General features: G+C 71.1%; 24 protein-coding genes. 6 read left to right on the top strand and 18 right to left on the bottom strand.

Translation table 11 applies throughout. The features are described from left to right. The first annotated feature begins 355 nt into the window (after positions 1-355). Positions 356-1,555: an AAA family ATPase gene (locus ACHFFZ_RS12500; protein WP_394276934.1), complete on the top strand. Its 1,200-nt coding sequence runs from the start codon at positions 356-358 to the stop codon at positions 1,553-1,555. Between the two features lie 77 nt (positions 1,556-1,632). Here ACHFFZ_RS12500 and ACHFFZ_RS12495 read toward each other — a convergent pair whose 3' ends face one another. The 6 genes from ACHFFZ_RS12495 to ACHFFZ_RS12470 form a co-directional block, all read right to left on the bottom strand. Beyond that, a complete protein-coding gene (locus ACHFFZ_RS12495) occupies positions 1,633-3,018 on the bottom strand; it encodes an MFS transporter (protein WP_394276933.1) in 1,386 nt (461 codons plus the stop codon). Positions 3,019-3,202: 184 nt separating this feature from the next. Continuing rightward, the gene (locus ACHFFZ_RS12490) at positions 3,203-4,336 is read right to left on the bottom strand and encodes an ABC transporter ATP-binding protein (RefSeq protein ID WP_394276932.1); all 1,134 of its coding nucleotides are present in this window, start codon (positions 4,334-4,336) and stop codon (positions 3,203-3,205) included. A 17-nt stretch (positions 4,337-4,353) separates the two neighbouring features. After that, positions 4,354-5,943 (bottom strand): ABC transporter permease subunit, encoded by a 1,590-nt coding sequence (locus tag ACHFFZ_RS12485; RefSeq protein WP_394276931.1) that lies wholly within the window; start codon positions 5,941-5,943, stop codon positions 4,354-4,356. Continuing rightward, the gene (locus ACHFFZ_RS12480) at positions 5,940-6,899 is read right to left on the bottom strand and encodes an extracellular solute-binding protein (protein ID WP_394276930.1); all 960 of its coding nucleotides are present in this window, start codon (positions 6,897-6,899) and stop codon (positions 5,940-5,942) included. The genes ACHFFZ_RS12485 and ACHFFZ_RS12480 overlap by 4 nt, the downstream gene beginning before the upstream one ends. Positions 6,900-6,964: 65 nt before the next feature. Beyond that, complete coding sequence (locus tag ACHFFZ_RS12475) at positions 6,965-7,672, bottom strand: response regulator transcription factor (protein ID WP_394276929.1); 708 nt, start codon at positions 7,670-7,672, stop codon at positions 6,965-6,967. After that, positions 7,662-8,483, bottom strand: coding sequence for a sensor histidine kinase (locus ACHFFZ_RS12470; protein ID WP_394276928.1), 822 nt, complete (start codon positions 8,481-8,483; stop codon positions 7,662-7,664). Before ACHFFZ_RS12470 ends, ACHFFZ_RS12475 begins: the two co-directional genes overlap by 11 nt. 108 nt (positions 8,484-8,591) lie before the next feature. On the opposite strand from ACHFFZ_RS12470, the gene ACHFFZ_RS12465 reads away from it, so the two are divergent. The 3 genes from ACHFFZ_RS12465 to ACHFFZ_RS12455 all read left to right on the top strand — a co-directional run bounded on the left by ACHFFZ_RS12465 (position 8,592) and on the right by ACHFFZ_RS12455 (position 11,852). Further along, a complete protein-coding gene (locus ACHFFZ_RS12465; protein ID WP_394276927.1) occupies positions 8,592-10,805 on the top strand; it encodes an MMPL family transporter in 2,214 nt (737 codons plus the stop codon). 73 nt (positions 10,806-10,878) lie between these two features. Continuing rightward, positions 10,879-11,073, top strand: a complete 195-nt coding sequence (locus ACHFFZ_RS12460; protein WP_394276926.1) for a hypothetical protein — start codon at positions 10,879-10,881, stop codon at positions 11,071-11,073. A 2-nt stretch (positions 11,074-11,075) separates the two neighbouring features. Continuing rightward, the gene (locus ACHFFZ_RS12455; protein WP_394276925.1) at positions 11,076-11,852 is read left to right on the top strand and encodes a fructosamine kinase family protein; all 777 of its coding nucleotides are present in this window, start codon (positions 11,076-11,078) and stop codon (positions 11,850-11,852) included. An 80-nt stretch (positions 11,853-11,932) separates the two neighbouring features. Here ACHFFZ_RS12455 and ACHFFZ_RS12450 read toward each other — a convergent pair whose 3' ends face one another. Next, positions 11,933-12,487, bottom strand: coding sequence for an NADPH-dependent FMN reductase (locus ACHFFZ_RS12450; RefSeq protein ID WP_394276924.1), 555 nt, complete (start codon positions 12,485-12,487; stop codon positions 11,933-11,935). An 80-nt stretch (positions 12,488-12,567) separates the two neighbouring features. Here ACHFFZ_RS12450 and ACHFFZ_RS12445 point away from each other — a divergent pair, with 80 nt between their 5' ends. Beyond that, a complete protein-coding gene (locus tag ACHFFZ_RS12445; protein WP_394276923.1) occupies positions 12,568-13,293 on the top strand; it encodes a GDSL-type esterase/lipase family protein in 726 nt (241 codons plus the stop codon). A 150-nt stretch (positions 13,294-13,443) separates the two neighbouring features. Here ACHFFZ_RS12445 and ACHFFZ_RS12440 read toward each other — a convergent pair whose 3' ends face one another. The 11 genes from ACHFFZ_RS12440 to ACHFFZ_RS12390 form a co-directional block, all read right to left on the bottom strand. Further along, complete coding sequence (locus ACHFFZ_RS12440; RefSeq protein WP_394276922.1) at positions 13,444-16,416, bottom strand: LysM peptidoglycan-binding domain-containing protein; 2,973 nt, start codon at positions 16,414-16,416, stop codon at positions 13,444-13,446. Next, a complete protein-coding gene (locus tag ACHFFZ_RS12435) occupies positions 16,413-16,868 on the bottom strand; it encodes a TadE/TadG family type IV pilus assembly protein (RefSeq protein ID WP_394276921.1) in 456 nt (151 codons plus the stop codon). Before ACHFFZ_RS12435 ends, ACHFFZ_RS12440 begins: the two co-directional genes overlap by 4 nt. After that, positions 16,865-17,248 carry a TadE/TadG family type IV pilus assembly protein gene (locus ACHFFZ_RS12430; RefSeq protein ID WP_394276920.1) on the bottom strand — a complete coding sequence of 128 codons (384 nt, stop codon included), beginning with the start codon at positions 17,246-17,248 and terminating at the stop codon, positions 16,865-16,867. The genes ACHFFZ_RS12435 and ACHFFZ_RS12430 overlap by 4 nt, the downstream gene beginning before the upstream one ends. Positions 17,249-17,254: 6 nt before the next feature. Next, the gene (locus ACHFFZ_RS12425; RefSeq protein WP_394276919.1) at positions 17,255-17,467 is read right to left on the bottom strand and encodes a hypothetical protein; all 213 of its coding nucleotides are present in this window, start codon (positions 17,465-17,467) and stop codon (positions 17,255-17,257) included. A gap of 97 nt (positions 17,468-17,564) precedes the next feature. Then, a complete protein-coding gene (locus ACHFFZ_RS12420) occupies positions 17,565-18,467 on the bottom strand; it encodes a hypothetical protein (protein ID WP_394276918.1) in 903 nt (300 codons plus the stop codon). Beyond that, entirely contained in the window at positions 18,460-19,341 is an 882-nt protein-coding gene (locus ACHFFZ_RS12415; protein ID WP_394276917.1) for a type II secretion system F family protein, read from the bottom strand. The genes ACHFFZ_RS12420 and ACHFFZ_RS12415 overlap by 8 nt, the downstream gene beginning before the upstream one ends. Next, positions 19,338-20,792 (bottom strand): CpaF family protein, encoded by a 1,455-nt coding sequence (locus tag ACHFFZ_RS12410; protein WP_394276916.1) that lies wholly within the window; start codon positions 20,790-20,792, stop codon positions 19,338-19,340. The genes ACHFFZ_RS12415 and ACHFFZ_RS12410 overlap by 4 nt, the downstream gene beginning before the upstream one ends. Further along, complete coding sequence (locus ACHFFZ_RS12405; protein WP_394276915.1) at positions 20,792-21,643, bottom strand: hypothetical protein; 852 nt, start codon at positions 21,641-21,643, stop codon at positions 20,792-20,794. The genes ACHFFZ_RS12410 and ACHFFZ_RS12405 overlap by 1 nt, the downstream gene beginning before the upstream one ends. Before the next feature lies 1 nt (position 21,644). Further along, positions 21,645-22,376, bottom strand: a complete 732-nt coding sequence (locus tag ACHFFZ_RS12400; RefSeq protein ID WP_394276914.1) for an SAF domain-containing protein — start codon at positions 22,374-22,376, stop codon at positions 21,645-21,647. A gap of 296 nt (positions 22,377-22,672) precedes the next feature. Further along, positions 22,673-22,948 (bottom strand): hypothetical protein, encoded by a 276-nt coding sequence (locus ACHFFZ_RS12395; protein ID WP_394276913.1) that lies wholly within the window; start codon positions 22,946-22,948, stop codon positions 22,673-22,675. Between the two features lie 97 nt (positions 22,949-23,045). Beyond that, positions 23,046-23,693: a CE1759 family FMN reductase gene (locus ACHFFZ_RS12390; protein ID WP_394276912.1), complete on the bottom strand. Its 648-nt coding sequence runs from the start codon at positions 23,691-23,693 to the stop codon at positions 23,046-23,048. Positions 23,694-23,780: 87 nt separating this feature from the next. Between ACHFFZ_RS12390 and ACHFFZ_RS12385 the strand changes: the two genes are divergently transcribed. Further along, positions 23,781-25,115 carry an MATE family efflux transporter gene (locus tag ACHFFZ_RS12385; protein ID WP_394276911.1) on the top strand — a complete coding sequence of 445 codons (1,335 nt, stop codon included), beginning with the start codon at positions 23,781-23,783 and terminating at the stop codon, positions 25,113-25,115. The last annotated feature ends 85 nt before the right edge of the window (positions 25,116-25,200 follow it).

The raw sequence follows: 25,200 nt of genomic DNA, 5'->3' as shown, positions 1-25,200 counted from the left end.
ATCCAGACAGGACACCTTTCCGATGACCGAATCTTCCATGCTCTAGAGGGATCACTAGATGATGGAAGAATTCCGGGGCACTGATCACGAATCTGCTGGAGTCTCACCGAATCTAACGAATTTGGAATACTACGGCAGAATGGACGATCATCTCCGCAGGTCAGCCGGCGGGGCGCCGAGATCCCCTCAAGCCAGGGCACACCTGCTCCGGCGTGCAATACATCTGTTCGGGGCCTGTCGCCGTCGGGCCCGAGTAGAGGCCCCAGTGGCTGAAGGGCGTCGAGCGGCGGACCAGCGATCGCACAACCTGGACAACTCTCGAATATTTCGTAGAGACCCGCATAAAGTCTGATCCATGGATCCCGTCCGCAATCCCTACGCCCCCGGGGCAGGCCAGCGCCCGCCCGAGCTCGCCGGCCGCGACGAGCAACTACGCGCCTTCGACGTCGTACTGGAACGCATTGCCCGGGGACGCCCGGAACGCTCCATCGTGCTCACCGGACTGCGCGGCGTCGGCAAGACCGTCCTGCTCAATGCCCTGCGTGGTCAGGCGGTGCGGGCCAAGTGGGGCACCGGCAAGTTCGAGGCGCGCCCCGACCAGCCGATCAGGCGCCCGCTGGCCGCCGCCCTGCACATGGCGGTGCGGGAACTCGCACATCCCGACGCCGATGCCGTGCTGGGCACCATCCGCGCCTTCGTCGAGCGCGAGGCCAAGCCCGGCGCCAAGATCAGCGAGCGCTGGAATCCCGGGATCACCGTGCCCGCCGCCAAGGGCCGCGCCGACTCCGGTGACATCGAGATCGACCTGGTGGAGTTGTTCACCGACATCGGCGGGCTCGCCGCAGACCAGGGGGTGGGCGTGGCCGTCTCCATCGACGAGATGCAGGACCTGCGCCCCGACGACCTCTCGGCGCTGTGCGCCGCCGTCCACGAGATCAGCCAGCAGCGCCTGCCGCTGGTGATCGTCGGCGCCGGTCTGCCCCACCTGCCCGCGGTGCTGAGCGCCTCCAAGAGCTATTCCGAACGCCTCTTCCGCTACAACCGCATCGACCGGCTCGACCGCCAGGCCGCCGACCTGGCGCTCACCCTGCCCGCCGAGGACGAGGAGGCAGCCTTCGAGGCCGAGGCCCTCGACGCCATGTACGAGCTCACCGGCGGCTACCCCTATTTCATCCAGGCCTACGGCAAGGTCGTCTGGGACCTCGCCCCGGCCAGCCCGATCACCGCCGACGACGTCCGGGTCGCCACCCCCGAGGCCGAGGCCGAGCTCGCCGTCGGCTTCTTCGGCTCCCGCTTCGAACGCGCCACCCCCGCCGAACGCGACTACCTGCGCGCCATGGCCGAGGCCGCCTCCGGCGACGACGAGCATCCCGGTGACGATGCCAGCCAGGTGCCCACCGCCGCCGTCGCGGACCTCCTGGGCCGCAAGCCGCAGAGCCTGTCCCCCGCCCGCGACGCCCTGATGAAGAAGGGGCTCATCTACGCCACCGAGCGCGGCAAGGTGGCCTTCACCGTCCCCCACTTCGGGCGCTACCTGCGCGCGCAGCAGGTCTGAGTCCAACCCCGGGTGGGTCCGGACATGGCACTGCCGTCGCCCAGGTGATGCTGGACGACGGCAGTGCCACTGGCAGCTCAGCGGCGGCTGGCGTGGTGCTCCATGAGTCGCTTCTCCTCGGGGCCGACGAGGGCGATCAGCACCGTTGCGGCGATGACACAGCCGGTGAGTACGGCGAAGGTGGTGCTCCACCCGTAGTGGTGGACCACCCAGCCGACACCGGTGGAGGCCATCGTCGCGCCGATCACGTAGCCGAACAGGCCGGTGAAGCCGGCCGCGGTTCCGGCGACGTTCTTGGCCGACATGTCGAGGGCCTGCAGGCCGATCAGCATGACCGGGCCGTAGATGAAGGCGCCGATGAAGAACAGGTAGACCATCAGCAGCCAGTAGGGCGTGCCGACCGGGCTCAGCCAGTAGGCCACCAGGAAGATTCCCACGCCCAGCAGGAAGGTGATGCCGGTCTTGGTCCGGTTTCCCTTGAAGACGCGGTCGGAGATCAGGCCACAGGCCAGGGTGCCGAAGATGCCGGCCAGCTCGAACAGGCTGAAGCCCGCGATGCCCTTGGTCACCGAGACCTGGTGGACCTCCTTGAGGTAGGTGGGGGTCCAGCTCAGCACGCCGTAGCGCAGGGCGTAGACGAAGACATTGGCCAGGGCCAGGTAGATCATCGTCGGGCGCAGCAGGACGTGCTTGACGATGGTCTGCCAGTAGCCGAGCTGCTCGGTGGAGACGTCGGAGGCCTCCACCTTGGCCGGGTCGTCACGGAACTCCTCGATCGGCGCCCGGCCGATCGACTCGGGGGTGTCGCGGATCAGCACGAAGGCGATGGCGGCCACCATCAGGGCGAAGATGGCCGGCAGCCAGAAGGCGGCCTGCCAGGCCCCACCCGACAGGGCAAGGCCCCAGGCCGCCAGCGCACCCACGGCCATGCCGCCCACGTTGTGGGCGCAGTTCCAGATGGCCGTCTTCCAGCCGCGCTCATTGGTGCTGAACCAGTGCACGAGCACTCGGCCGCAGGGCGGCCAGCCCATGCCCTGGAACCAGCCGTTGACGAACATCACCAAGCTGAAGACCGCCACGGAGGCGGAGATCGCGGGGACGAAGGCGACGGCCAGGTTCACCAGGGCCGACAACGCCAGGCCGAGCGGCAGGAAGTAGCGCGCATTGGACCGGTCGGAGAGCGTCGCCATGAAGAACTTGCTCAACCCGTAGGCGATCAGGGCGGCATTGGCGATCAGGCCGATGTCGACCTTGTCGAGCTTGCCCTGGTCCATCAGCACGGTGGCGACCAGGGGAATGTTGTTGCGGATCAGGTAGAAGCCCGCGTAGCCGAGGAAGATGCCCAGGAAGACGCGCAGGCGCCAGCTGGGGTACTGGGCGGCCTGCTCGTCTGCGGGAAGTCGCGGCGCGGGCGGCGGTGAGGACAGCCAGCTGCGCTGCCCCTGGGTGGCGGTGTGTGACATGACGTGCTCCCGATGGAGGGGGGGTGCACGAGGGTGCACCATTGCCCACCCATCGTCGAATGCCCCAGACCCCAGATGCTGCCTCTTTCGGTGACAATTGGTGACAGTCCTGTCACCAACCCCCTGCGCGCCTGTCACCAAACCCCTGCGCGGAGCCTCCACCTGGACTGCTCCGGCCCCGCCCTCAGCTGCCCGCTCCCGGCAGCAGCCAACAGTGCTTGGGCAGCAGGCGGACCCGGACCGTCGTCCCGGGCAGCAGTGAGAGACCCAACGGCGAGCGCACCTGCAGGTTGCCGCGCTCTGTCTCGACCACATGTAGCAGGTGGTCACCGCAGAACAGTTCCAGTTGCACCAGACCCACCTCGTCGTAGACATCGACGGTGCGCCATCCCCCAGTGTCCGGCCCGGCGAGTGCCTCCACCTGGACGGCGTGCGGCCGCACCATCAGACAGGCCCGCTGCCGGCCAGGATTCGACAGCCCGATCGGGTGCTCCGCGAGGTCGGGATGGGCGGCCACCTCGAGCTCCTGGCCAAGCACCCTGACCCTGGCCCGGGCACCCCCAGTGTGGTCCTGCCCGGCCGCCACCTCCAGCACCTGCACGTCGAGGAAGGTGGTCTGCCCCAGGAAGGCGGCCACCTGTGTGGTGCTGGGCCGAGCGTGCACCTCCTGCGCGCTGCCCTGCTGCACCACGCGGCCGTGCTGCATCACCGCCAGCCGGTCGCCCGACGAGAGGGCCTCCTGCTGGTCGTGCGTGACATGCACGACGGTGGTGCCGAAGCGTCGCTGCTGCTGGCGCAGCAGGATCGCGAACTGCAGGCGCATCGCGTCGTCCAGACCCACCAGCGGCTCGTCGAGCAGCAGGACCTTCGGCTGCACCACCAAGGCCCGCGCCAGCCCGACCCGTCGCCGTTGGCCCCCCGAAAGCTGGTGTGGCCAGCGATGTTCAAGGCCCACCAGTCCGAGGCGCAGCACCATCACCTCCACACGCTCCTCCCACTGGGAGCGCGGCAGTCCGGTGGCGGCCAGGCCGAAGGCGATGTTCTGGCGCACGTTGAGGTCGTCGAACAGGTCGGCCTCCTGGCTGAGCATGGCCATGCCCCGCTCGTGCGGCTCCAGCCCCGTCACCTCACGCCCGGCCACCCAGACCCGCCCCGCATGGCTGGTCTCGAGTCCCGCAAGGACACGCAGCAAGGTCGTCTTGCCACTGCCCGAGGCTCCGACGACTGCCAGGGAGCGGCCCTCGTCGACGCTCAGCGTCACGTCTTCGAGCACGGCCTGGCCGCCGATGTGCAGACCGAGGCCCTGCGCACGCAGCATGCTGCCTCCCCTCCTGGTCACTCGCCGGTCGGTCGTACCGGGCGGCACGCCGCGACCACCAACAGCCCCAGGGCCGAGAGCCAGACCGCGGTCGCGCACGAGCCTGCCACGTGGCCGACGTCGATCTGCGACAGTGCCCGCACGCTGCTGAGGGCGACGTGTGAATTGGTGAGGAAGACCACCGAGCTGACTGCCGTCAGGGTGCGCAGGAAGCTGGTGACCAGAACCTGCCCCATCACCGGGGCCAGCAGCGGCCACCGGTGTGCGACGAAGCGCCGCCCGCGCCGCGGCTCGAGCAGCCGGGCCGTCTCTTCGACACCACGGGGTTGCTGGTCCAACACCGCCAGCAGCTGTTCCACCGCACTGGGTAGCGTCCGCAGCAGGTGTACCAGGCCGATCGCGACGGCCGTCATCCACCCGAAGGCCTGGGAAGCGGCCCGACCGCTCCCGACCTGGTTCACCACCAGTAGGAGGGAAACCCCCACCAGCACGCCGGGGAGTGTTCCGAGCAGCCACAGGCTGGCGCGCACCACTTGGCCACAGGCTCCGGAGCGTCGCGCCACCAGGGCCAGGCCCACCGCCGTGACCGCCAGTGGGGGCAGCACCAGCAGGGCCAGGGCGAGGCTGTGGCCCAAGGCCTCACGTCCCCGACCTTGGACGGCCGCCCCCAGGTACTGGATGCCGGGACTGTCGCCCGAGCCCAGGCCAAGGGATCCGAGCACCACGGTGGCCAGCAGGGCCGTGTTCACCCCGGCGACGACCCAGGCGACGGCGACCGCGAGCCAGACAGTCCCTTCCGGCCTGGTTCGCTGGGCCGGCGCCGGCGAGCGCAGCACGTGCAGGTGACTGGCCCGTACCGAGGAACGCAGGGCCGGAACCGAGAGCAGCAGAGTCGGCAGGGCCAGCCCGACGGCCAGTGCGGCAGCGCCTGCCAAGTCGTACTCGGTCGCCACGGCCAGATGGACACGTGAGGCGAGCACCTCGAAGCCGCCGCCCAGCACGAGCGGGTTGGCCAGGTCGGTGATGGCCTCCACAAAGACCATCACGCCCACCGCAACCGTCGCCTCTGCCAGCCGTGGCCACGCGAACCGCCGCCTGGCCACCGGCCCCGGCACTCCGAGCACGCGGGCCTGGTCGATGGCTCGCTGGTCAACGCCGCGACGCCCTACGAGCATCCCGAGGTATCCAAGCGGCAGCATCTGCAGGCTCCCGGCCAGCAACAGCCCATCTGCCCCGTAGATGCTGCGACCGGCAGGATCGGGCAGCAGACCAGCCCGTCCAAAGAGCACCACCAGCGCCAGGGCCATCGCCCAGGGCGGCAGCAGCAGGGGTGCCACCAGCAGCAGGTGCTGCAACCGGCGGCCTCGGAAGTCGTGGGACTGGGCCAGCGCCAGGACGCCTGCCAGCACCGCGACCGCCGCTGCTTGGCCCAGGCCCAACAGCACCGTGTTGCCCAGCACCGGGGCCTGGGCCGAGAGCGTCGACAGCGCCGCACCACGTCCGGCGCCGGCCCGCTGCAGGGGCGGCAGCAGGGCCAGGGCCACCAGGCCGATGGACAGCGCAGCCCAGGCCACCGGTGCGCGGGAGGCCACGCGCCTGGCTGTCACGGGTGCACCTCGCGGTCGAAGGCCTGCACCAGCTCTTGGCGGCGGGAGGCCGTCCGGTCCGGCGGTGCCAGCTCGACGGTCCCGGCAGGAAGCTGCAGGCGGGGATCGGTGGGGACGTCGGAGCGGGTCGGCAGCTGCTGCACCGCCAGGTCACCCGCGGGGGCCTGGGAGGCGGGGCTGATGGAGAAGTCGACATAGCTGCGGGCCAGCGCGTCATTGCTGCCCGAGCGCAGGATCGCGACGGCTCCGGTCTCGGCGCCGGTGGCTCCCTGCGGGTGGCCCACCAGCAGCTGCTGCGCCCCGCGGTCCTGGGCCCGCACGCAGTGCTGGGTGAAGGTGACGCCCACGGCCGCCTCGCCGCGCGCAACGATGCCACTCGGGGCCACGCCCGAGCTGGTGTACTGCAGGACATTGGGTTGCAGCCGATCCAGCCACTGCATTGTCGCCTCGTCACTGCCTGTGTGCTGCCGCAATGTCCACAGCATCGTCCATCCAGTCCCCGAGGTGCGGGGGTCTGGCATTGAGACGGCACCGGCCAGCCGCTTGTCGAGCAGGTCCTCCCAGCGACGGGGCGGGGGCACTCCCAGCTGGTCCAGGACCCGACGGTTCGAGCAGAAACCCAGCATGCCTCGGTAGACCCCGGTCCAACTGCCGTCGCGGGCCTTGAAGCGGGCGGGGACGAAGGCGGCCTGCGGGCTGCGGTGGGCAACCAGCTGGCCGTGGGCACGGGCCACTTCGTAGAGATCGGAAGGGCCGCCATGCCAGACGTCGAACTCGCCGTCGGCGCGGAGCACCTGTGTCAGCGCCTCCCCGGAGCTCATCCGCACCATCACCACCTCGACACCGGTGTGTTCGGTGAAGGTGCGCGTCCACTGCTCGCACGCCTCCTCGACGGAACTGCAGAGCACGCTCAGTGAACGCTCCCGCCGGGCGCTCTGGACAAGGACCGATGCCACGACCAGCAGGACGGTCCAAGTTGTGACGAGCCGCAGCAGCCACCCGCGCCGGGCACGGCCTGGCGTCATGACGGGTCCGGGCGGGTGTCCTCCACGACCGGCATCAGGTAGCCACTGCCGCGGACCGAGGTGATCCACTCCCCGTCCCCCAGGTGCTGGCGCAGGCGGTACACGGTGGTCTTGATCATGTCGCGGCCGCCGGTGTGCTCCCCTGTGCCCCAAACCTCGTTGAGCAGCTCCGACCAGGTGACCACGTGGCCGACGTGTCGTGCCAGGGCCAACAACAGCCGCCCTTCCACGTCGCTGAGCTGCAGGATTCGACCGTCGAGCCGGGCACGGCGACGGACCGGGTCGATCTCCAACGGACCATTGGTCACCAGTTGGTCGGCGGGCGTGACTGCACGCGTCCGGCGCACGATCGCCTGCGCGCGCAGGGCCAGCTCCCGAGGAGAAAACGGCTTGGTGACGTAGTCATCGGCGCCTGCGAGCAGTCCGGCGATGCGATCTGACTCCGCAGCCCGTGCCGTCAGCAGGATCACGGGAACCTGGGAATCGACCCGCAGACGCTCGCACAGCTGCACCCCGCTGGCTCCAGGGAGGGTCACGTCCAGGACCACCAGGTCGAAGTGCTCCTGGCAGAACCGCCGCCAGGCCTCCTCGGCGCTGCGGGCCTGCACTGCCTCGAAACCCTGCGTCTCGAGGGCGAAGGCGACGATGCCGAGCATCTGCGTCTCGTCGTCGACCACCAGCACGCGCCCAGCCTCACCACTCATTGCCGTCCTCCTCGTCCCCATCGAGCACTGGAAGCACCAGCAGCATTGATGTGCCATGCCCCGGTTGGGTGTCCACCAGGATGCGTCCCCCGTGGCGCTCGATGATCCGTCGCGTCACCATCATCCCCAGTCCGGTTCCGGGGCGGCGCGAGGCACCTACGGCATAGGGCTCGAAGAGCCGCTCCCGCTCCTGCCAGTCCATCCCGCGGCCCTGGTCGGTCACCTGCAGCACCGCCTCGTTTCCACTGGTCTGCACCTCGACGGTCACCGTCTCCTGGTCGCCGGCATGTCGCACGGCATTGTTCACCAGATTCCACAGGGCCTGGCGCAGCAGGTCCGGGTCTGCACGCACCACGATGGGCGCCCCGGCATCGACCAGGACGAGGGTGGCACTGGTCACCCGTCGTACCTCGCGCACCGTGGCGCGCACCAGCCCTCGCAGTTCGAGCTCCTGCAGGCGTGGCTCGAAGATGTCCTCCTGCAGCTGCGCCTCGACGAGCAGGTCCTCTGCCATGGCGATCACCTGCCGCGAATTGGTGGCGATCGTCTCGACGAACTCCCGTTGCCGCTCGTTGAGGGGGCCGGGGCTCTGCTCGGCCAACAGCTCTGCCGCGCCGTGCACCAGGGCCAGGGGCGTGCGGACCTCGTGGCCGAACAGGTTCGGGCGTTCGACGCGCGCCTCCACCAGCTCGGCCAGCCGTTCGCGGGTGGCTTCGGATGCCGCCAGCTCGCGACGGGCCCGAAGCCACAGGATGGCCAGCACGACACAGGCCACCCCGAGCACCAGGCACGTGAAGAGGGTCAGGAACACTCGGCCATGGTGGCACGCCCGCTGCTGGCGTGCCTGCCCGGGCCATCAGTGCCTCCCGCTAGATTGACCCCGACCCCTCCCATCGACAGCACCGACGAAGGCGACACCGTGAGCACTTCCCCCACCACCCCTGCCACTGCTGGGAGCGCCCGGCGACGCCCCTGGGCCTGGCCCCTGCTGACGCTGGCGCTGCTGCTGGCTGCGGTCGGGGCGATGGTGGGTCTCGGCGAGGCCGCCCATGAGCGGTCCAGCCTCGACCAGCTGCCCGCCGGGCGGGAGTCGGCCCTCGTCGCCGAGGCGCAGCAGAAGCTGCCGGACAAGAACTCCAGCACCGCGATCGTGCTGTTCACCACCGAAGGCCGGCTCGACCGTGCCGCCATGGCAGCCCTGGCGCAGAAGGCCGCCCAGATCACGGGGCAGGAGCGTCCGCCGGTGATCCCCAGCCAGGACGGCACCGCCGTCATGGTGCCGGTCACCGTCAAGGGTGTCGGTGCCAGCGAGTACGACGACCAGGTCACCGCCCTGCGGGCCGAGGCAGCCAAGGGCCTGCCTGCCGGAGTCAGTTCGCAGGTGACGGGCCCGGCCGCCATCCAGACCGACCTCGGAGCCGTCTTCGACGGGGCCAATGTGAAGCTGCTCGGCTCCACCGCGCTGGTGGTGGCGATCCTGCTGGTCTTCACCTACCGCTCGCCGGTGCTGTGGATCGTCCCACTGATGGTGGTGGGCATCGCCGACCGGTTCGCGGCCGTGCTGGCCACCCACGTGCTGTCGCTGGCGGGTCTGGCCTGGGACGAGTCGACCACCGGCATCCTGTCGGTGCTGGTCTTCGGCGCCGGCACCGACTACGCCCTGCTGCTGATCTCGCGCTACCGCGACGAGCTGCGCCGCCACGAGGACCGGCACGAGGCCATGCGGGTGGCGGCCCGACGCACCGTCGAGCCCGTCCTGGCCAGTTCGTCGACGGTCTTCGTCGGCCTGATGACCCTGGTGCTGTCGGTCTTCCCCAGCACTCGCGGCCTGGGCGTCGCCTGCGCCGTGGGCGTGCTGGTGGCCGCCTTCTTCGTGCTGGTGGCGCTGCCCGGCGCGCTGGTGGCCTTCCCGCGGGGCATCTTCTGGCCCCGCACCCCGACGGTGGGCGAGGCCTCGCTGGCCGAGAGCCAGACCTCCGTGTGGTCCCGCGTGGGCCGCTTCGTCGAGCGACGGCCGGGCGCGGTGGCCGTCTGCTCCACCCTGCTGCTGGCGCTGGGCGCCATCGGCCTGACGCAGATCTCGACCGGGCTCAGCGACGCCGACCAGTTCCTCAAGAAACCCGAGGCGATCGCCGCCGCCGAACGCCTGGCCGAGTCCTACCCGGCCGGCGCCGCCAACCCGGTGGTCATCACCACCCAGCCCGAGCAGGTGCAGAAGGTCGTCGCCGCCGTGAAGGGCGTCGAGGGCGTCAGCCAGGTCAATCCCACCGCGCAGGGCGCCGGCGTGCTGGAGCTGCAGGCGATCGTCGACGCGACCCCCGGCAGCCAGCAGTCGAGCGATGCCGTGCTCGCCATCCGCGAGGCCGTGGGCGACCTGTCCGGGACCCATGTGGGCGGCACCGAGGCGCAGCGCATCGACAAGGCGGACGGCAATGCCCGCGACCGCCTGGTGATCTTCCCGGTCGTGCTGGGCCTGGTCTTCGCGGCCCTGGTGCTGCTGCTGCGCTCGCTGGTGGCGCCCGTGGTGCTGGTGGGCACCGTGCTGCTCACCTATGTCTCGGCGCTGGGCCTGTCCTGGTGGGTCTTCGGCCTGCTGGGCTTCGAGCGGATGGACGGTTCGGTGCCGCTCTATGCCTTCGTCTTCCTGGTGGCGCTGGGCGTGGACTACAACATCTTCCTGGTGACCCGCGCCAGCGAGGAGGCCAAGACCTTCGGCAGCCGCAAGGGCATGCTGCGGGCGCTGACCGCCACCGGTGGCGTCATCACCAGCGCCGGAATCCTGCTCGCTGCGGTCTTCGCCGTGCTTGGCGTGCTGCCGCTGGTGGTGCTGGCGCAGCTGGGCGTGGTGATCTTCATCGGCGTGCTGCTCGACACCCTGGTGGTGCGCACGGTGCTGGTGCCCTCGCTGGCTCTGCTGCTGGGCGACCGCTTCTGGTGGCCGCGACGGTTCGGGCCGGGAGAGCCCGCGACGGCCGCGTCCGAGCAGACTACTGGGGCTGCTGGAGCTGCCGGGACGGCCGGGACCAGCGCGTCAACGGTGGCAGCTGACCCGGCCATGCCCGTCCAGCCCGAGCATGCCGCCCCGCCGGAGCCCGGATCTGTGGCGAGGCCGCGACGCGCCATCGAGGACTGACGCGCGATCGAGGACTGACGCGCCATCGAGGACTGAGGGCGGCAGGCATTGACCGGTCGGGCAGGATTGGACCATGCCAGCACGCTTCATCGAAACCCATCCCTGCGAGGACGGCTGCGGCATCCTCAAGACCGGCGAGAAGGTCGAGGGCGCTCCCGTCTATCGCTGCCCCGGTTGTGATTCCCGCTGGATCGAGCTCGATGAGCGGGTCGACGAGTCCAAGCCCCAGGCCAAGAGCCTGAAGGATCGCATCCGCGGACTCCGCTGACCATGGCTGGGGAACCGATCTTCACCAAGCGTCGCGCCGGGGCGCCCCGGGGCCTGTTCGCCTGGGAGGCGGCTGGGCTCGGCTGGCTCGCTGAGGCGACGGCGGAGGGCGGCGCCGCGGTGGTCGAGGTGCTGGACTTCGACGAGCACCACCTCAGCGAACCGGAACTGGTGCCCGGCTTGGCGACCGTCGAGGCCGCAGAGGACTTCGGGCGGGCACTGGCCCGCACCCACCTGTTCGGCGCGCCCGGGTTCGGCGCGGCCCCCACGGGGTGGCAGGGCGATGGCTTCATCGGCGACGCGCTGCTGCCGATGCCGTCGGCCCCGATGCCGCGCTGGGGCGAGTTCTATGCGAACTTCCGGGTGCTGCCCTTCGCGCGCCGAGCCTTCGACGCCGGCTCGCTCGACGCTGCCTCGCTCGATGCCGTGGAAAGGGCCTGCGCGCGCCTGGTCGACGGTGACTTCGACGACGACCGTCCCGCCGCCCGCATCCACGGCGACCTGTGGGCGGGCAACCTGCAGTTCACCCGGGACGGCGCCGTGCTGATCGACCCGGCAGCCCATGGCGGGCACGCCGAGACCGACCTGGCGATGCTTGACCTCTTCGGCGCCCCGCACCTTCGACGCCTCGGCGACGCGTGGGCCGAGGCCTGGGGTGCCGGTGACGGCTGGCGCGAGCGCACGGCCCTGCACCAGCTGCATCCCCTGCTGGTGCATGCGGTGCTCTTCGGTGGCGGCTACGGCGCCCAGGCCGGGAGCGCCGCGCGGCGCTTGTGCTGAGGATGCTTCACGTGAAACGCGGCACCGGGGTGTGAGGAGCACGCCTCGACGCCGGTCGTGTACTCGTCGAGGGTTGCGCCTCAGCGCAGGGTGGCCATGGCCTTCGCGGCGGGCACCAGGGTGTCGAAGAGGTCGGCGATCTCGGCGACGCGGCGCTCGCTCGGCTCGAAGCCGTCCTCGCCGATCTCGGTGAAGATGTTGATCTCCAGGGCATTGCGGATGTCGTACATGTTGAAGTTGGCGACGATGGTGCGCCAGTTCTCGACGGAGCGCACGCCGCCGGATGCCCCGTAGCCGACGAAGGCGATGGCCTTCTTCATCCACTCCGGCCCGATGACGTCCACCGAGTTCTTCATGGCGGCGGGCACGCCGTGGTTGTACTCGGGGGTGACGAAGACGAAGCCGTCGAACTCGTCGATCTTCTGGCTCCAGGCCTGCACCTCGGGCTCGGTGTACTGCTTGTTGAGGCCGGCCGGAGGGACGGCGCTCGAGAGCATCGGAAGGTTGACGTCGGCCAGGTCGACCAGCTCGAAGGTGGCGTCGGTGCGGGTCTCGGCGCGGGCGGCGACCCAGTCGGCGATGCCACGTCCGACGCGGTTGTCGCGGGTGCTGCCGACGATGATGGCGATCTTCATGACTCTCCTTCGTTGAACTTTCTACTCTCCGTACGGCGCCATTCTCCCGCGGACTGTTCCCGATGCCTAGGATTTCGGGCATGAACCCGTTGCTGTCGATGCTGCGCCCGGTGGCCGTGCGGCAGGGCCGCGAGTCGCTGACCGGCCTGACCTCCTCTCCCGCCGACCGGCACGGGGTGTGCCGGCCCACCGTGCGGGACGCGGGGGCGCCGGCGGGCTCCCTGGAGCGGCTGCACCTGGTGCTGCTGGGCGACCGGACAGCCGCCGGCGCCGGTCTGGGGAGTGCTGCCCAGGCACTGCCCGGCCTGCTCGGGCAGCTGCTGGCTGACCGGGAGCGGTGCGAGGTGCTGTGGCAGGTGGTGGCCGAGGACGACGCCGACATCGCCGACGTGCATGGCCGTCTGGTGCAGCTGGTGGCACCCTCGGCTCAGGTGGTGGTGCTGGCGGTGGGCTTCAACGACCTGCTCTCCCGCCGGGACGTGCGCCAGTGGGGCGAGGAGCTGACGGCGACGCTGTGCCTGCTGCGCCGCGACGGGCGACGCCTGGTGGTGCTCGGTGTCCCCCCGGTGGCCGACGCGCAGTCGGTGCGCTGGCCTCTGTCCGGGCTGCTGCGCGCCGATGCCGCTGCCCTGGACCGGGCCAGCCGCCGGGCGTGCGACGGGGCGGGTGCCGTCTTCGTGCCGGTGGACGAGTTGGGTGACGGCGCAACTGCTCCCGGGCAGGGAGGGATCTTCGCCGACGACGGCATCCACCTGGGCGCCGATGGCCAGCAGTTGCTGGCCCAGACGGTGGCGGCGAACCTCTGAGCCGGCCACGCCGTCAACCACACCCCTGGTCGCGCTGTTGGCCACCGTGGCCACAGCCTCGGCGGCGCAGTTGGCCACCGTGGCCACAGCCTCGGCCGCGCCCCTGTCCGCGCTGCTGCTGGACTGCTGCCGGACTGCGCAGGGCACCAGTCACGCACCTCGCGCGCGCTGGCGTCCTTCCATCACCTCCTGCACGAGCATGACCGTCTGGTCGTCGAGGTCAACCCCTTGGGCGCGGGCTGCACGGGTGGCCTGCATCACCAGTCGCTCCACCTCCAGGCGGTTGCCGGCCCGGTGCTCGGTGCGGATCCGGGCGCGCAGCAGCATCTCGTCACTGGGGGCGACGACCAGGGCGCGGCTGGCGGCCCACCGGGCCAGGTCGACGTCGCCGGCCTGCAGGGCCCGCTCCGCCAGCACGACACCGACGTCGCGCACCACCGAGGCCATGTCGCAGCGCAGCTCCTCGGCCCAGTGCCACTGCCCCGGCGCCGCATCGGCCAGCGGGGCGCCGCGGACCATCCGCAGCACCTCGGTGAGGGTGCCGGTGTCGGTGTGGTTCACCCCGCGGCCCACCAGCAGCTGCACCCGTTCCCAGTCGGTGCTGACGCCAGGGTGCAGCTGGATGCGTCCGGAGTAGGCATCGGGCAGGTAGGGCTCGCCGTTGGCGTCGGTACCCAGCCAGGTGCGCAGTCGGCTCATGTTGGAGCGGCGGGTGCCCTCGGCCACCAGTAGCTGGCGGGCCATCATCGTCGCCGTGCCGCAGGGATTGCAGTGGATCCACGCGGCGTACTCGATGCACTGGCGACGAGCCCGGGTCGGTTCCGGTCCTTGCGCGCCATCCAACTCGATCGGGCCGAGCAGCTTGAGGATCGGGTGGTCTTCACCGGTGGGTGCCACAGGGGTCTCCTCGTCGAGCTCGTGGACAGCGCTGTGCTGGTCGATGGGCGTGATGGTGGGGGGTAGGTCGTCGGCCCACCATGGGGCTGGGAGGTCCTCGTCGCCGCTGCTGGCCTGCAGAAGCCCGACCAGGGCTCGTCGCACGCGCGTCTGCAGCTGGTGGGCGGTGAAGGTCTCGCCGGTGGAGCACAGGCGTGCGACCGGCGGGGTGGCGGGCACCTCGTCCTGCGCGTCCTCGCCCGGTGTGCCCTGGTCATGGACGCCCTGGTCGGGGGCGGGCTCTTCTCCGGACGGCTGCGCGGTGACCTCGATGATCTCCCCGCAGCGCGGCACCGTCCGGGCGGCGGCCAGCACACTGATCCCCACGGCGGCGCCGTCGAGACCGGCGGTGATGCGGCGCCACTGTTGCTCGTCCAGCGCCTCGGCGAAGACGTGCACCTGAGGCGCCCAGGCCTCCCACCGGTCGGGGTCCTGGCGCAGGCGCTCCAGGTCGACATTCCCGTCCCGCGCCTCGACCTCGAACCGGGCCCGCCCCAGCGCGACCCGCCGGGCCGCCAGGCTGCGCTCCAAGTGGGTGAGGCCCTGCTCCGCATCGGGCAGGTGGGTGAGCTGCGGATGGTCCAACAGCGACATCCAGGGCAGTTCACCAACGAGTACCAGCCGGCTCTCGGCCGACCAGGGCTGCAGGGCCAAACCGGTGGTGGTGGCCGCCAGCAGACCGGCGACCCCCTCAGGATCACCCAGGACGGCGGTGCTGCGGACGGCCTCCAGGTCGTACAGTACGGGTTCGCCATTGTCAGTCTCGCCGAGCAGCACCGAGGTCGGGCAGGCCTCCACCGGAGCCTCCTGCACCGTCGAGGCTGCCCTGGCCATCGCCGACTCCAGCCTCAGGCCCTCACGGTCCGGCAACGTGATCCGGCGGCCAAGGCCCCGCCCGCCGAGCTGTTCGCGTCGTCGCGCCACCAGGGCGGAACTGATGGCTGCGGCCAGCAGCACCCCCATGCCCCCGAGCACGGCCCGGCTCGGGTCCCCCAGCACGTCGAGGGTCTGCGAGGTCGCCTCCAGCTCGGGAGCCTGCGTCGGGGCGAGGCTCGCCCGGGACGGCTGGGCAGGTCGGGTCGGGCCCTGCACAGCCCCAGGGGATTGGGAGGGCTCCGAGGATCGGCTGGGCTCGCCCGACTGACTGGGTCGACTGGACCCGTCGGGCTGACTGGGTCGACTGGACCCATCGGACTGGCTGGGCCGGCTCTGCTGGCTGGTCGGTTGCGAGCTCGTCGGCTGTGAGGCCGCGGCCCCCGCGCGATCCCCGGCCTGCTCGGTGGGGTCCGGGGGCTGCCGGTCGCGGCAGGGCGCGTCGGGCAGGGTCAGCCGCCATCCGGGCTGCACCACGTCCGGATCGGTGACCGCGGACTCGTTCAGCTGCTGGATCTCGGGCCAGCGCTCCCGGTCGCCCAGCTCGTCGGCGGCGATCTGGCTGAGGCTCTCGCCGGGGGCGACGACGTGCTCCCGTGGGCCTGCCGGTTCCGTCTTGTCGGTTCCCGGCTTCGCCACGGCAAGACCCGGCAGGCGCAGCTCGGCCCCGACCTCCAGACGGGTGACGTCGCTGATCTGGTTCTCGGCAGCGATCTGGCGCCAGCGGGTGCCGTCGCCGTAGTGCTCTTCCGCGATGCTCCACAGGTCGTCACCGGCCACCACGCGGTGGGTGCGCAGCTGCGGCCCGGGTGGAGTCTCAGGAGCAGGGGTCTGCGCCGTGCGGTTCGGGACGGAGCCATCCGGAGCCGCGCTCGGCACGGGAGCCTCGGGACGCGCGAACGGACTGGCAGGCGCGTGCGGGTGCGCGCTGGCGGTGATGGGCGCCGGACGCTCCGCCTGTTGCGCCGCTGCCGAGACAGGTGGCACCACCATGGCCGCCACGGCCGCCACCAACACGGCGACCACGGACTGAGCCCAGCCGGCGCCAGGAATCCGGATGCGCACCCGTCCCCGGCTCACCAGTCGTGCCAGCTCGGCCAGCACCGAGGCGAGGACCACCGCCCAGGCCACCCATCCGACCAAGGTGATGACGGCCAGCAGGAAGGCGCCGGTGTCGGGCACCCGCACCAGCGCGTCCCAGTCGAGGCCGGTGATGCCTCCCAGCCGTCCGGTCCGCAACAGCAGGAGCGGGGCACCGGCCACCAGCAGCACGAGGGTCACCAGCGAGCCCAGGCCCCTCAGCACGCGCGTCATGGTCGTCTCTCCCTGAAGGTGTCGAGTCGGTGGGACTGGTCGGCCTGCACCTGCCAGGAGCCGGGCAGTCCGGGAACCAGCAGGTCGGCGAGCGGAATCCGACAGGAGACCATCACGGCCACGTCGGCCTCAGCGCCGGGGGCTGTGGAGAAGCCGGACAGGTTGATGTCGATCCGCTGGTCCCCGCACTGCAGCCCGGGTACCTGGAGGCTGGCCTGGGCCACCTGCACAGCCCGTGCCCGGGCGGCGCCGGCTTCTCGTTCCAAGGTCGCGGCGCGGGCGGCGGCCGAGGCGGCCTGCTGCACCTGGGTGCGGGCCGTCCACAGCCGCCAGCCGGCCGTGAGCACGCACAGCACCAGCACGAGCACGGGTACCACCAGCACCAGTTCGAGGGCCACCGAGCCGCGCTCGTCGCAGCGAGGCTCCGCCGGAGCCCTGTTGATACGGCTCATGGCGCCTCCCTGGGCATCTCGGCGTGGGCCTGAACGGTGCGCGGGCCGATCGGGAAGAAGCCGTCCACGCGACCCTCCACGTCGACGGTCACCTCACCGGCCCCGCCGACCCGCACCTGCACGTCGAGCAGGCCTGACTGGCCCGCGACCTCGCGGGCCACCCGCTCTGCGACGCCACTGCCCTGCCCGGCCAGCGACTGGGCCTCCGCCCCGGCCAGTGCGGCATGGTGGGCGGCGGTGCGGGCGTGCAGGACGATGCCGGCCTGGATGATGCCGAGCACGCTGAGCAGCAGGACCGGCAGCAGCACGGCCCACTGGATCGACTCGGACATGCCGCGCTCGGTGCGGGGCACTGGCGGGGCGGGCAGGCGGGGCTTCATCGGGTCCTACTTGGGCATGTTCTTGGTGACATAGGCCTTCACGGCGGTGACGACGATGATCGCGATGGCGACCGCGCCGGCCAGCAGGACCGCGTTCTCGGTGGACTGGGACAAGCCGCGCTCGTCACGTCGCCCACCGGCGCCGGGCGGCTCGATGGGGTGGAGCAGGCAGACGACGAGGCCGACCAGGAGGTCGAGGTTCACGTTCTTGCGATTCATGTCAGGTTTCCTTTCAACAGGAGTGTGGCGATGGGCTGTCAGTTGTCCACAGGTCTGTGGACAACTGACGGGAAATCTGTGGACAGCTGTGGAGAACTCATCCGAGCCTCAGCAGCGTGAGGATCGGCGGGGTCAGGAAGGCCAGGCCGAAGATCATCGACGGGATGACCATCCAGACCGTCATCCGTTCCGAGACCTGCTGGGCGGCGAGCTTCTCCCTGCCCAGGTGGGCATCGCGCAGCTCGGCGACGCGCGCCCGCAGGGCCGGGGTGAGCGCGGCACCCTGCTCGTCGAGGCGCATCACGTCGGCGATGTCGGCAATCTGCGGCAGCGAGAGCTCCTGGGAGAGCCGGTGCAGCTCCTGCCACGGCGGGCGCTGTTCCAGCCGGGAACGCTCCAGGGCGGTGCGCAGGCGCGTGAACAGCACCGAGTCGGACAGGCTCGCGGCCTGCAGCATCGCCTGGCTGGCCGAGGCATTGGCCAGCCGCTCCAGCGTCACCAGGTCGAAGTAGGTGTAGAGCGCCTCGCCGGCATCGGCACGCACCCCCTCGTCGGAGCGGCGCAGGGCGACGTCGGGCCAGACCCAGCCCACCACCGCGCACGCGATCGAAGCGACCAGCGGCACGGGACGCACCAGCTGCCCCATGCCCTGCAGGGCGGCGGTGGCCAGCAGCGGCGTGGCCAGCCCGAGCAGCACCAGCAACAGCTTCTCGGCGACGAAGTCCCCGATGGAGCGTCCCCGCAAGGCCAGCAGTTGCCGGCTGCGAGCCGACAAGGGAAGCCGCAGCCGCGTGAAGGCCCAGGCGCCGAGCCGCGGCAGCAGCTCCTCATCGGTGACCTCGACCCGCTCCACGGTCTCGGCGGACTGCTGCCCGGCAAGAGATGCCAGGGCGTCGTCGAGCCGGGGTGGGCGTCCGCGCAGCCCCAGCGCCACCAGGAAGAGGCCACCGGCCAGCAGGCAGCCGCACAGGGCGACCACGGCAATCGTCAGGTCAGGCATGGCCCACCTCCGCGAGGCCCGGGCGGCGCAGGATGCGTTCGCGCTGGCGCGGACGGGTCACCCGACGCATCGCCATCAGCGAGCCGACATAGCCGGCCAGCAGCAGGCAGACCATCAGCTGCCCGATCGGGCTGCCGTAGGGGGCGAAGAAGCCGGGGCTGGCCACCACCGCCACGGACAGCGCGACGATGCTGATCACGGTCACCTGGCGCACCACGATGCGCGGCTTGGAGCGTTCCGATTCGATCTCGCGCAGGGCGCGAAGCCTTGCCTGGATGGAATCGGCCAGGCCCGACAGGGTGGCGGTGGCGCCCTGCCCGCCGCGCTGGGCGGCCAGCACCAGGGCGGCGATGACGGCATCGGCGTCGGGGCTGTCGAGGTCGTCGGCCATGGCCAGCAGGGCCTCGCGGGTGGTCCAGCGCGCCTCCAGCCGGGCGACCACCAGCTGCACCGGGGTGCGGATGGTGGCCGGCGCCTGGGGTGCGGTGGCGCGGATGGCGTCGGTGATGGACTTGCCGGTGGGCAGCGACGAGACCAGCGAGCGCACCCAGCGGTCGAGGGCCTCCAGCACCTCGATGTCGCGATTGGGCGGGTCGGCGAGCAGGGCGGGCAGCCCCATCACCAGCGCGGGGGTGGCGAGCAACATCACGGGCCAGCCGGTGACGAGGAAGAGCACGAGGGCGCCGGCGGCGGCCAGTCCGGCACGGATCCGCCAGGCTCGGGAGCGCTTCGTCCACCGTTGACCCAGACTTCTCCACAGATCTGTGGACGAACCTGTGGAAAACTCTCGTGGCCGGGGTCGAATCCCGTCCACAAGCAGCAACAGGCCCGCGACGACGGCCGCGGCACACAGTCCGGCCACCACTTGGTTCATCGTGAGGCCTCGAAACTGCCGTCGAACTCGACCAGCTCGTCCACAAGCTGTGGATCGAGGTGCCAGACCGGTTGCCGGGTGGCCGTCCCGGCCCGGTAGACGAGGTGGGTGACGGGCCGTCCGCCCTCGATGGCGCCGGTGAGCAGCCGGATCTCGCTGATGTGGCGGCTGCGGGTCCCGCCGCGCCAGGTGTCGTCGACCAGCCGCACGTGCACCAGCAGGTGGATGTTGTGCGCGATCTGCCGGTAGGCCTCGTCGATGCCCAGCACGCCGCCCTGGGCGACGCGCGAGGCGAGGCGGTCCATGGTGGAGGCCGCCGAGTGGGAGTGGGTGGTGCTCAGCGAACCGGCGCCCGACTGCATGGCTTCGAACATGGCCGCGGCCTCTCCGCCACGCACCTCGCCCACCACCAGGCGCGACAGGTTCTGCCGCAGGGCCTCGGGGATCAGGTCGCCGATGGTGAACTCTCCGGTGCGGCTGCCATCGGCACCCCGCTCCCCCATGCCGATGCGCGCCTGCAGGGCCAGCATGTTCGTGCGGCCCGGCTGCAGGTGGGTGAGCAGCTCGTAGTCGGTCTCCAGGGTGCCGAAGCGTTCGGTGGCAGGGATCGCGTCGATCAGGGCACGCAGCAAGGTGGTCTTTCCTGCGCCCTGGTCCCCGGAGACGACGATCGACTTGCGGGCCAGGATCGCCTCGTGGAGCAGCTTGGCCACCTCCAGCGGCATCATGCCGCCCTCGGCCAGCTGGCGCAGGCTGATCGAGGTGAGGATGTGCTGGCGGATGATGATGCTGGGCCGGTAGCTCAGGCCGAAGGCGATCGCGTGCAGGCGGAAGCGGTTGCCCAGCGCCAGGGTCATCATCGGGTGTGCGTCGTCGAAGGGACGGCTCGGGTTGGCCGACTCGCCGAGGAACCTGATCGCCTCCACCAGTTCCTCGTCGGAGCTGGCGACGGGCGGGTGCGGTTCGCGACGGCCGTCGCCGTACTGCACGACGACACCGTCCCAGCCGTGGATCTCGATGTTCTCCGCATCGGGGATCTCGAACAGCGGCTGCAGCCGGCCGTAGCCGAAGATCGCATTCTCCACGGCAGCGGCATAGGCCTGTTCCAGCTCCAGCGGCCACAGCGCCTGCCCCTGCCGGGCCAGCTCCTCGGCATGGCCGCGCACCACCTGGCGGATGACCGATCGGCCCATCATGCGGCGGTCCTCGGCGCCCATCGCGTGGCCGCGGTCGCTGCTGAAGTGCTCGCTGGCGTCGGTGATCTGCTCTGAGGCGCGGCGGCGCAACAGCACCACCACCTCCCAGTCCACCTGCGGGCCGGGCACGACGTCCTCGGCTGCGGCGGCGGGGCGGGGCACGGACCACTGGGGCCGGTGGTTCACCGGGCGGGGAGCGCCGAGCCCGGCCAGTGCCTTCCCCAGCTCGGGGGTGACGACATCCTGACGTGCCATCACTTGCCCCAGTCCTGGCTGGAGCGGGTCCCGGCGACCACCTCGGAGCGACGACGGCTCTGCTCGGCGAGGCTGGAGGCCAGCGCGCGGTGGCTGCGCGCCAAGGCTCCTTGGCCGAGTCCGCGGGGCGGTGGGCTCCCGTCGGAGAGCACTGCGGCGTGGCGGGGCTCCCAGGCAAGGCTGTGGCCGGGGCAGCCGAACTGGGTGCCGATCTCGGCACTGGCATAGGGCCGGTTGGGGCCGACCACCAGCAGTTCGACGTGGGTGGCCGCCCCCTCGGCCTGGGCCTGGAGGGTCGGCAGGTGCAGGCGTACCCCGGCCAGTGAGGGCAGGGAGCTGCGGCAGGTCACCAGCGCCAGGTCTGCAGCCGCCACCAGCGACTCGGGCAGTCCATCGCGGCCGATCCGTCCGGCGTCGACGAGCACGTCGGTGCCCACCTGGTCGAGGGCCAGCAGGGCATCGCAGAGCCCTTGCCAGACCGGGGTGAACAGGCTCACCGCGCCGGGATGGGTGAAGCCGGGAAGGAAACGTCGCTCGGGTCGTCGCCGGGCCTCGTCGCCGGCCTCGAGCATCGTCTCGGGGGTGCGCTGGTCAGGCTGTTGGTCCAGCGGGATGGTCTGCAGCCACAGCTCCTCAGACAGGGAGCGGTGTTCACGGTGGGCACCGGCCAGGGCGGCGAGTCCCCGGCCGGCCAGGTCGGCGCCCCGCAACCAGCCGGACTGGAGGGCCTGGGCGGGATCGCGGTCGGCGTCGACCAGCAGCACGTCGCGCGGCCACTGCAAGGCCAGTCCCAGCGCGCTGGTGGTGACGCCGGGGGATCCCGCGGCGCTGGTGAGCACGATGACGGCCATCTCAGCCTCCGGGGCGTCGCACCACGACCAGCAGGTCGCGGGCGGCGAGGTCGGCCAAGCGCTGCGCCTGGGCCTCGGGGACGGAGACGTCGAGCACGCGGGTGCTGCCGTCGGGCAGGGTGCTGGGGGCCACCACCACCTGGGCATCGACCAGCAGTGAGGTGGATTCGGCCTTGTCGGAGGTCACTTCGACCAGCTGGACGGGAGTTCCCTGCGGCAGGGCCTGGTTGGGCAGGCGGCCGGGGGCGAGCTTGAGGCCGAGCTGGGTGAGTCCGGGCTGCAACGCGAGCTCACCGATCGACGAGGCACCTATCAGGGAGCCCTGGGGCAGGTCCACCAGCGCATGGCGTCCGACCAGGCTGGAGAGCTGCTCGGCGGGCACGGTGTGCACCCCGGGTGCCTGACCGATGGTGACCACGGCCAGGTCCGACGGGCGCAGTTCGCTGCCGCGGGGCACGGTGCGGGTGGTCACCAGCACCTGGTTGGCGTGCGAGGCCTGCTGGTAGGCCATGGCCCCGCCCAGGCCGCCGAGACTGGCGAGCAGCACTCCGGCTGCGACCAGGCGCGGACTGCGGCGTGGCCTCAAGTGGGCGCCCAAGGGGGTTGCTGCTGCCCGGGCCAGAGGCGTCTGTGCAGAGGCCTCTGGTGCTCCGGTGTCGGTGGTGGGGCTGCCGGAAGGTGTGGCCGACGACCGTGTCGGCAGCGACTTCCTGGCAGTGCTGGTGCGTGCCATGCGGCGACAGTTGCACAAATGTCCCAAACCAGCCCACCGTCATAATGACGGCTGTCGACGTGCTCCTGGAAGAGCCCGTCATGGACAACAGATGGCCCCGGGAGAGACGATTCCCTTGTCTGCAAGATCATCGCCAGTAGCCGGGGCGGTTGGATGCGGGGTGACGCCACCAACTGGCCCCAGACCGGGGAAAAGGCCGCATTTCCCGTGGCCACAGGAATCGGTGGGGATGGTGTGCGCAGACGCCCCAACTTCCTGAAGATTTCACCTGGTGCCCGGTCTGACTGCGGTCCCGCTCACTCGCCGCCGCGCCTGGGCTCGGCGCCGGTGGTGGCCGAGGCCACCGGGAGGCTGGAGGTCTGCACCACGACGGCCTGCTGGCGCACGCCGGCGGCCGAGGCGTCCGCGGGCGAGAGGGTGCCGAGGCCACCGAAGGCGATGGTGCCGGCCGCCAGCAGGCCGGCCAGGGTGCGGCGCAGGCCGGCGCGGGACTGACTGGTGTTGCTCTGCCCGGTGCGGGCCTGGGCAGCGCGGGTGGTGGGGGCCGGGGTCTGGTTGCTCGTCGTGTCCATGGCTCCACCTTCGCGACGAAGCCTGTGCGTCGTCTGTGTGGCGCCCATGAGCCCGGTGTGAGTCCCACATCGCGTCGAAGACCCGCTCCCGGCGACCTCAGATCGCGTCGAACATCTCCTGGAAGCTCTTGCTGAGCGTGAAGTCGTCGGCGTCGGCCCGCTTGGCCTTCTTGGCCGGAGCCAGCCGCGAGGCGGGCTGGCGGTCGTCGTCGACCCGCTCGGCCAGCGAGTCACCCGAGCGCAGTCGTACCATCTCGGCCAGCTCCTGGGCGGCCTTCACGATGCGATCGTCCAGACCCGAACTGGAATGACCCCAGTCCTCAGTGGCGGCGAAGACGCTGGTGGGCACCACAGCCGCCTTCAGGTAGAAGAACAGCGGCAGCATCGTGGAGTCGATGGCCAGCGAATGGCGCGAGCTGCCGCCCGTGGCGGCGAGCAGGACGGGCTTGTCGAGCAGCGCACCCTCGTGCAGGACGTCGAAGAACATCTTGAACAGTCCGGAGTGCTGCGCGTTGAAGACGGGGCTGACCACCACCAAGCCGTCGGAGTCGACGACCGCCTCCACCAGCTCAGCCAGGGCCGGCGACTGCACCCTGGTGAGCAGGGCATTGACCAGTTCGTGCGCAACCAGCCGCAGCTCGACGTGGCGCACCTGGTCGGCACCGGTCGCCGTCGCGAGGCGCTCGGCAAGCATGTGGCTGCTGGACGGATCCCCCAGTCCAGCGCTGATGGCAACGATGTTCATGTACTCACCCTTTCACCATGACAACACCTGCGGCGGCCGCCACATTCCCGGCCGCTGCCTCCGCCGGCCCGTCCTAGAGTGGGGCCGGTGAGCACCCCCGTCGAGCAGCGCGACCGCAGGAACGCCCCGGGGATCGGGCGCGAGATCGCCGCCCTGGCCATCCCCGCCTTCGCCACCCTGGTGAGCGAACCCCTGCTGCTGATGGCCGACTCGGCCATGGTGGGCCACCTCGGCACCACCCAGCTGGCCGGCCTGGGCCTGGCCACCAGCGTGCTGGCCATCATCAACGGCCTGTGCGTCTTCCTCGCCTATGGCACCACCAGTTCGGTGGCGCGGCGCATCGGTGCGGGCGACCATGCCCGTGCGCTGGCCGGTGGCATCGACGGCATGGCACTGGGCCTCGGTCTCGGCCTGGTGCTGGCCCTGGCCCTGCAAGGAGCGGCCCCGACGGTGGTCGGGTGGTACGGCGCGAGCCCGGAGGTCACCGCGCAAGCCGTCAGCTACCTGCGCATCGCCGGCTGGGGCCTGCCGATGCTGCTGCTGATGCTGGCCTCGACCGGGGTGCTGCGCGGGCTGAAGGACACCCGCACCCCATTGCGGGTGGCGGTGACGATGAACTTGGCCAACATCGGGCTCAACTACCTGTTCATGTACCAGCTGGACATGGGCATCCGCGGTTCCGCCCTGGGCACGCTGCTGGCCCAGGCGATCGGTTCGGCGGTACTGGCCACCGTCGTGCTGCGCGGTGCCCGGGCCGTCGGCACCCCGATGGGCATCCGGCTGCACGGCGTCCTGGAGGCTGCCCAGGGCGGCGTCTGGCTGGTGCTGCGCAGCGTCTGGCTGCAGGTCAGCCTAGCCGCCACCGTCGCCGTCGCCGCGCGAACCGGGCAGGTGGGCCTGGCTGCCCACCAGGTGAACAACTCGATCTGGGCCTTCCTGTGCCTGGCGCTGGACGCACTGGCGATCGCCGCGCAGGCCCTGGTGGGCCACTGCCTGGGCGCCGGCGACCCCGACCGGGTGCGCTCCATCACGGCGAGGCTGTGCTGGTGGGGCGCCGGTGGCGGGGTGGTCTTCGCGCTGCTGCTGGTACTGGTGCGCCCGCTGCTGGTGCCGGTCTTCACCGCCGACACCGACGTGCAGCACCTGCTGTCCCGGCTGTTGGTGGTGCTGGCGGTGATCACCCCGGCCGCGGGCGTGGTCTTCGTCCTCGACGGTGTGCTGATCGGCGCCGGCGATGCCCGCTACCTGGCCGGGGCCGGGCTGGTGGCGACGCTGGCCTACCTTCCGCTGGCGCTGCTGGTCAACCACCTGCAGGCGGGCGTGGTCTGGCTGTGGTTCGCCTACGGCGGCTACCTGTTGGCCCGCTTGGCGACGCTGCTGGTGCGTTCCCGCTCGACGGCGTGGATGCGGCTGGGTGCCTGAGGCGGGCGATGGGAATTCAGGCGCTGGTCCCGGCAATGCGGACCAGGTGCGCCGGATCAGGCGGCGCGGCCCCGTCTGAAGTCGA

The organism is Luteococcus sp. (genome assembly GCF_043424415.1).
Lineage (GTDB): Bacteria > Actinomycetota > Actinomycetes > Propionibacteriales > Propionibacteriaceae > Luteococcus.
Note: the sequence above shows the minus strand (reverse complement) of the source record. Positions and strands in the feature narration are given on the sequence as shown.

Bases quoted from the DNA above. Each gene is read 5' to 3' on its own strand.
- ACHFFZ_RS12415 (WP_394276917.1), bottom strand. From the start codon at position 19,341: ATGAACCAAGTGGTGGCCGGACTGTGTGCCGCGGCCGTCGTCGCGGGC.
- ACHFFZ_RS12390 (WP_394276912.1), bottom strand. From the start codon at position 23,693: ATGAACATCGTTGCCATCAGCGCTGGACTGGGGGATCCGTCCAGCAGC.
- ACHFFZ_RS12410 (WP_394276916.1), bottom strand. From the start codon at position 20,792: ATGGCACGTCAGGATGTCGTCACCCCCGAGCTGGGGAAGGCACTGGCC.
- ACHFFZ_RS12400 (WP_394276914.1), bottom strand. From the start codon at position 22,376: ATGGCACGCACCAGCACTGCCAGGAAGTCGCTGCCGACACGGTCGTCG.
- ACHFFZ_RS12425 (WP_394276919.1), bottom strand. From the start codon at position 17,467: ATGAATCGCAAGAACGTGAACCTCGACCTCCTGGTCGGCCTCGTCGTC.
- ACHFFZ_RS12445 (WP_394276923.1), top strand. From the start codon at position 12,568: ATGAACCCGTTGCTGTCGATGCTGCGCCCGGTGGCCGTGCGGCAGGGC.
- ACHFFZ_RS12440 (WP_394276922.1), bottom strand. From the start codon at position 16,416: ATGACGCGCGTGCTGAGGGGCCTGGGCTCGCTGGTGACCCTCGTGCTG.
- ACHFFZ_RS12430 (WP_394276920.1), bottom strand. From the start codon at position 17,248: ATGAAGCCCCGCCTGCCCGCCCCGCCAGTGCCCCGCACCGAGCGCGGC.
- ACHFFZ_RS12405 (WP_394276915.1), bottom strand. From the start codon at position 21,643: ATGGCCGTCATCGTGCTCACCAGCGCCGCGGGATCCCCCGGCGTCACC.
- ACHFFZ_RS12460 (WP_394276926.1), top strand. From the start codon at position 10,879: ATGCCAGCACGCTTCATCGAAACCCATCCCTGCGAGGACGGCTGCGGC.
- ACHFFZ_RS12435 (WP_394276921.1), bottom strand. From the start codon at position 16,868: ATGAGCCGTATCAACAGGGCTCCGGCGGAGCCTCGCTGCGACGAGCGC.
- ACHFFZ_RS12490 (WP_394276932.1), bottom strand. From the start codon at position 4,336: ATGCTGCGTGCGCAGGGCCTCGGTCTGCACATCGGCGGCCAGGCCGTG.
- ACHFFZ_RS12495 (WP_394276933.1), bottom strand. From the start codon at position 3,018: ATGTCACACACCGCCACCCAGGGGCAGCGCAGCTGGCTGTCCTCACCG.
- ACHFFZ_RS12475 (WP_394276929.1), bottom strand. From the start codon at position 7,672: ATGAGTGGTGAGGCTGGGCGCGTGCTGGTGGTCGACGACGAGACGCAG.
- ACHFFZ_RS12455 (WP_394276925.1), top strand. From the start codon at position 11,076: ATGGCTGGGGAACCGATCTTCACCAAGCGTCGCGCCGGGGCGCCCCGG.
- ACHFFZ_RS12500 (WP_394276934.1), top strand. From the start codon at position 356: ATGGATCCCGTCCGCAATCCCTACGCCCCCGGGGCAGGCCAGCGCCCG.
- ACHFFZ_RS12395 (WP_394276913.1), bottom strand. From the start codon at position 22,948: ATGGACACGACGAGCAACCAGACCCCGGCCCCCACCACCCGCGCTGCC.
- ACHFFZ_RS12450 (WP_394276924.1), bottom strand. From the start codon at position 12,487: ATGAAGATCGCCATCATCGTCGGCAGCACCCGCGACAACCGCGTCGGA.
- ACHFFZ_RS12420 (WP_394276918.1), bottom strand. From the start codon at position 18,467: ATGCCTGACCTGACGATTGCCGTGGTCGCCCTGTGCGGCTGCCTGCTG.